3 protein-coding genes and 1 pseudogene are annotated in these 1,385 nt (G+C 70.8%); 2 read left to right on the plus strand and 2 right to left on the minus strand.

The features are described 5' to 3' along the window. A pseudogene (locus tag CFP71_RS45270) lies at positions 1-138 on the plus strand (iron-containing redox enzyme family protein); the annotation flags it as partial. Here CFP71_RS45270 and CFP71_RS42705 read toward each other — a convergent pair. Then, positions 106-321, minus strand: a complete 216-nt coding sequence (locus CFP71_RS42705) for a CDGSH iron-sulfur domain-containing protein (protein ID WP_093939472.1) — start codon at positions 319-321, stop codon at positions 106-108. The pseudogene CFP71_RS45270 and the gene CFP71_RS42705 overlap by 33 nt on opposite strands. Then, complete coding sequence (locus CFP71_RS42710) at positions 305-994, minus strand: methyltransferase (protein WP_093939473.1); 690 nt, start codon at positions 992-994, stop codon at positions 305-307. Before CFP71_RS42710 ends, CFP71_RS42705 begins: the two co-directional genes overlap by 17 nt. A 125-nt stretch (positions 995-1,119) precedes the next feature. Between CFP71_RS42710 and CFP71_RS44545 the strand changes: the two genes are divergently transcribed. Next, a complete protein-coding gene (locus CFP71_RS44545; protein ID WP_167406484.1) occupies positions 1,120-1,260 on the plus strand; it encodes a hypothetical protein in 141 nt (46 codons plus the stop codon). Positions 1,261-1,385: the final 125 nt, after the last annotated feature.

A 1,385-nucleotide genomic window follows, 5' to 3' on the forward strand; every position in this document is an offset into this window, starting at 1 on the left:
GAGCCGGAGCTGGCCGCGGACATCGTCCTGGGCATCCAGGCCACCGACCTGCTGGAGAACCGGCTGACCCGGCACCTTCTCGGTACCTGGTCGGCCGGTGAAACCTCACTCCTCAGGCCGCTGCGTCCCTTGCCGTGACCGGCGGCGGTGGCTGGTGTCGCAGAACGGGTAGCGCTTGCTGCGGCGGCAAGCGCACAGCGCGACCACGAACCGATCGGACTCCACCGTCTCGCCGTCCGGCGTGACGATCTCGACGGGCCCCTCGACCAGCAGGGGCCCGCCGGGCTCGATCCGCACCCGGGTCCTACGGCCGGTCGGCACGGATCACCACCAGTTCCTCGTGCCGTTGCCCGGCCGTGATCAGGCCGACGGCCTCCAGAAAGCCGGCCCGCGCCCGCATCACCGGGCCGAACGGAAGCGACCGGGCGGCGACCACCGCGGGGGTCGTCCCGGCTTCGCGCAGCTGTGCCAGCGACTTCTCGGGGCCGGCGACCGCGGAGTGGACCATGAGCAGATACCCGCCCGGTGCCACCAAAGAGGCCGCGAGCGCGCAGATCTCGTCGAGCACGACCCGGCCGTCCGGACCCGCGTCCCAGGCTCGTGCGGCGCCGCTCGCCGGCACCGGGCACGGCACGTACGGCGGATTCGCCAGCACGACGTCGAACGGACCGGTTCGGGTGGCCGCGGCCGCACTGCCACGCAGGGGCCGGATCGGCAGTCCGCGCAACCGCGCGTTCGCCCACACGGTGGCAAGCGCGAGCCTGGAGATGTCCGCCGCGATCACCGACGCGGCGCCGTGTCTCGCCGCTGTCACGGCGAGGGCACCCGTGCCCGTGCAGAGGTCGAGCACTCTCGCGCCACGCGGCATTCCGGAGTCCCGTAAGGCGTTCGCCAGCATCCAGGTGTCGTCCTGCGGCCGGTACACCCCCGGCGGTCGCAGCAGGCGCGGCCGCGCCGGGGCGAGTGGTATCGCTGGATTGGTGATCGCGGTCATGAGCCCTCCGATACGCCGATGATGTTCAGGGCTACCCCGGTCGTGCGGTGCCAAACGTCCACTGTGGCCTACCGACCGCGGGACGCGGCAAGGGTTGACGCGGCCTTGGACGGGTATCCGGAGTCATGAAGAACGACGACGAAAAGACCAGTGGCGCGGGCGACACCGAGCGAAAGACGGAGCCGTCCGAACGCGAGGAAATCCGTGGCGAACAAGGAACGTCCTCCGGCGACCCGCACGACGACACCGACCCGCAGTCGGGCTGAGGACTCACGCGCACCGAAACAGGCGAAGATGTGGTGTGGGAGCGAATCCGAGGGGTAACCAGCCGGGTGTCTGCGGGTTCCGGCTGGAAAACACCGTCCGGGATCCATCACTTCCCGGGGACATC

Source organism: Amycolatopsis thailandensis, from assembly GCF_002234405.1.
GTDB lineage: Bacteria > Actinomycetota > Actinomycetes > Mycobacteriales > Pseudonocardiaceae > Amycolatopsis > Amycolatopsis thailandensis.

Bases quoted from the DNA above. Each gene is read 5' to 3' on its own strand.
- CFP71_RS42710 (WP_093939473.1), bottom strand. From the start codon at position 994: ATGACCGCGATCACCAATCCAGCGATACCACTCGCCCCGGCGCGGCCG.
- CFP71_RS44545 (WP_167406484.1), top strand. From the start codon at position 1,120: ATGAAGAACGACGACGAAAAGACCAGTGGCGCGGGCGACACCGAGCGA.